The 3,181-nt window shown below is 31.7% G+C and carries 4 protein-coding genes; 1 reads left to right on the top strand and 3 read right to left on the bottom strand.

The genetic code is table 11. The features are described 5' to 3' along the window. Positions 1–82 precede the first annotated feature (82 nt). Entirely contained in the window at positions 83–328 is a 246-nt protein-coding gene (locus LLA01S_RS11780; protein WP_021037230.1) for a hypothetical protein, read from the top strand. A 183-nt stretch (positions 329–511) separates the two neighbouring features. On the opposite strand, the gene LLA01S_RS11775 is transcribed toward LLA01S_RS11780, so the two are convergent. The 3 genes from LLA01S_RS11775 to LLA01S_RS11765 all read right to left on the bottom strand — a co-directional run bounded on the left by LLA01S_RS11775 (position 512) and on the right by LLA01S_RS11765 (position 2,837). Continuing rightward, positions 512–1,192, bottom strand: a complete 681-nt coding sequence (locus tag LLA01S_RS11775) for an IS6-like element ISS1S family transposase (protein WP_061778359.1) — start codon at positions 1,190–1,192, stop codon at positions 512–514. A gap of 82 nt (positions 1,193–1,274) precedes the next feature. Continuing rightward, positions 1,275–1,607, bottom strand: coding sequence for an ArsR/SmtB family transcription factor (locus LLA01S_RS11770; RefSeq protein ID WP_011676292.1), 333 nt, complete (start codon positions 1,605–1,607; stop codon positions 1,275–1,277). 162 nt (positions 1,608–1,769) lie between these two features. Continuing rightward, the gene (locus tag LLA01S_RS11765) at positions 1,770–2,837 is read right to left on the bottom strand and encodes a DUF475 domain-containing protein (protein ID WP_011676291.1); all 1,068 of its coding nucleotides are present in this window, start codon (positions 2,835–2,837) and stop codon (positions 1,770–1,772) included. Between the last annotated feature and the right edge of the window lie 344 nt (positions 2,838–3,181).

The following is a 3,181-nucleotide window of genomic DNA, read 5'->3' as shown; positions in this document are numbered from 1 at the left end:
GGTAAAAAAAAAATATTTAAAAAATCAAGGCTATTATGATATGATATTTAATGTAATTATTTTATGAAGGAGTGCTGTTTCAATGGCAAAGTCAAAAAAGGAAATTGAGAATATTATATTAGAACAAACTAATTTTATTCCAAATAATGAAAAAGGAAGAGAAATTTATATTTCGTTAAAATCCACCAAAAATGCTAAAAAGAATCGAAAAAATAATGAAAAATTTGCAAAGAGTGCAGATTTTGATAAATTAATCAAACTTTTTGGAGAAAATAAAGTAAGACTGGTTAATGGAGCATCTCAACGTGAAGTCGAAATAATCCGTTAAAATACAGCATCAAATTAGATTTGGAGTAACATTTTCTCTAGAAAAATATAAATAATATAAATTGTATTTGAATAAAGAATTAATAACTAGATAGATAAGAAAGACTACTCACAAATGAGTAGTCTTTCTGGTTCTGTTGCAAAGTTTAAAAATCAAATACAAGGTTTATAATCCTTCTTGTTTTTAAGCTAATATTCCCATTAAGACCTTAATCTCAGTAGATACCGAAAATCCGAAGAGCGTTCCATTTCTTCGGTTCTTTTTGTATATTCCTCGAATTGTTTCCATGCCCTTAATCGTGGTTGAGGCAGTTCGTAGACTTCGATAAAATTTATTGCGTCGTTTGATTGGTCGATGGTCTTGCTCAATGAGGTTATTGAGATACTTCACGGTTCGATGCTCTGTCTTAGTATATAAACCGTTACTCTGTAACTTTCTAAATGCAGAACCAATAGAGGGCGCTTTATCCGTGACAATTACTCTTGGTTGACCAAACTGTTTATGGAGTCGTTTCAAGAACGCATAAGCAGCTTGAGTATCCCGTTTCTTGCGTAGCCAGATGTCTAAAGTCAATCCATCCGCATCAATTGCACGATAGAGATAATGCCAACGACCTTTGATTTTGATATAAGTTTCATCCATTTTCCACGAATAGAAGGACTGTCTATTTTTCTTTTTCCAGAGATGATAGAGGACTTTACTGTATTCTTGTAACCAACGATAAATAGTTGTGTGACAAACGTTAATCCCACGATCATAAAGGAGTTCTTGAATTTCACGATAGCTTAGATTGTAACGTAGATAATAACCAACAGCGACAATAATCACATCTTTTTGAAATTGTTTACCTTTAAAATAGTTCATTGATATACCCTCGCTGTCATTTTTATTCATTTTACACTAAAATAGACTTATCAGAAAACTTTGCAACAGAACCCTTTTTTCATTATTTTTCTTTCATATTCATGATTTTTGAAACTTCTGCTAAAAAGTTCTGTAATTTGACAATCTCAGAGCTATTATGGTCCAGATAATAATAATTCTTAGTTCCTTCTGAACGATAATTTACTATTTTTGCTTGCTTTAAAATTTTCAAATGATGTGAAATTGCGGGGCGAGACAAGCCGGTTTCTTCAATTAATTCACCAACTTGAATTCCTTTGCAATCCATCTCTTCTAAAAGTCTAATGATAATTGCTTGTCTTTTTTCATCCCCCAAAGCAATTAAGAAATCGCTAACTTCTGCCAGCTCTTTTTTTAAATATTTATAATCTGTCATGGTTCATCCTTCATTCGTCAGCAATGGTTTATATTTTTAAACCATTAAACCATTATTTTTATCATTAGTCAATTATTAATAACTACATATCAATATTTTCTTCAAAATAATAAAAAAATAGCCATTTAAGACTATTTTTCATACTGATAATTGTAGATTTTATTAGTTAAGCTCTTTATGTTTTCTGTTATAAAGTACGCTAGATAAAAATGATGCTCCTATGAGAATTGCACCAATTAATCCTGTAATAATTTCAGGAATCTCGACATTAATTGATATTAACAATAAAACAGATAAAACTAAAATTGCCCAATGTGCACCATGATCTAAATAAACAAAATCATTCAAAGTACCTTTTTCTACTAAATAAACTGTTAGTGACCTTACAAACATTGCACCAATCAATCCCAAACCTAACATAATGACAATCGGGTCTGAGGTAATGGCAAAAGCGCCAATGGCACCATCAAAACTAAATGAAGCATCTATCATTTCAAGATAGAGGAATAGTACGAAGGCTTGTTTTCCTGTCGCAAGAACAGTTTGAGCAATTAGTGGTTCGTCATTTTCTATTTCTTCTGTTACCTCAGCCAAGGTCCCATGATGTTCCATCAAACTTCCTAAACCTTCAACGGCCATATAGAGCACCATTCCAGCTGCACCTGCGAAAAAAATCAAATATGATTGACTACTTACCCATTTTGAAATTCCCATCATGACTATTAAAACAATCATTGGCGTTGCCATTGGAAATTTTCCGATTCTAAAAAGAAGTTTCTCAGGAATTACAATCCAATGATAATCGTTCTCATCAAAAAAGAAATTTAAAGCTAGCATCAATAAAAATGCTCCCCCAAATGCTGCAATCATTGGATGGGCATGTTGAAGAATATAGCCATAAGTACCTATAGTCTCTGGATCACCTTTTTCCATTGCTAAGTGCAGTGCTTCCAAAGGACTCAACTGAGCAGAAATAGAAACAACTGCCAACGGGAAAATAAAACGCATTCCAAGTACAGCAATAAGCATTCCTACAGTTAAGAAAATATTACGCCAACGATGACTCATTCGTTCAAGGATACGTGCATTTACGATTGCGTTGTCAAACGATAAAGAAACCTCCATAATTCCTAAAATAGTTGCCAAAACAAGTGCATCCACTCCGCCATAAACTACGGCAATAATCAATGCAATAATTGTTACAATAATCGATTCTCTAAAATATTTCAAAATTCCCCTCCACGGGCTTATAAATTAATTGTTCTTTATCAGTGAATAAGAAAACTCCAATTTACTTCAATCAGAGCTTTTTCATAGTTCAATAATGCTTAAGTATTGATAACCTGATATAAATTTATCAATTTCTATTTCTTGATTTTGTGAATTAGTTTTACTAGATTCAGATTACAGCGTCAATCATTTTATATATAAGAAAAGTAATCCAATCCCATAATTATAACTTATTTGAAAATGCAATTCAAGCATCGTAAATATATTATCTTAGAAGATAGTTATAAGTGATAAGTTTCTCTAATTATTTAATTGCTAAAAATAGTAATCATGAATCATTGCTG

Source organism: Lactococcus cremoris subsp. cremoris NBRC 100676 (assembly GCF_001591705.1).
Classification (GTDB): Bacteria; Bacillota; Bacilli; order Lactobacillales; family Streptococcaceae; genus Lactococcus; species Lactococcus cremoris.
Note: the sequence above shows the minus strand (reverse complement) of the source record. Positions and strands in the feature narration are given on the sequence as shown.

What these genes read in the sequence shown, in the direction of transcription:
- LLA01S_RS11780 (WP_021037230.1), top strand. Translation starts at nt 83, where the DNA reads ATGGCAAAGTCAAAAAAGGAAATTGAGAATATTATATTAGAACAAACT.
- LLA01S_RS11775 (WP_061778359.1), bottom strand. Translation starts at nt 1,192, where the DNA reads ATGAACTATTTTAAAGGTAAACAATTTCAAAAAGATGTGATTATTGTC.
- LLA01S_RS11770 (WP_011676292.1), bottom strand. Translation starts at nt 1,607, where the DNA reads ATGACAGATTATAAATATTTAAAAAAAGAGCTGGCAGAAGTTAGCGAT.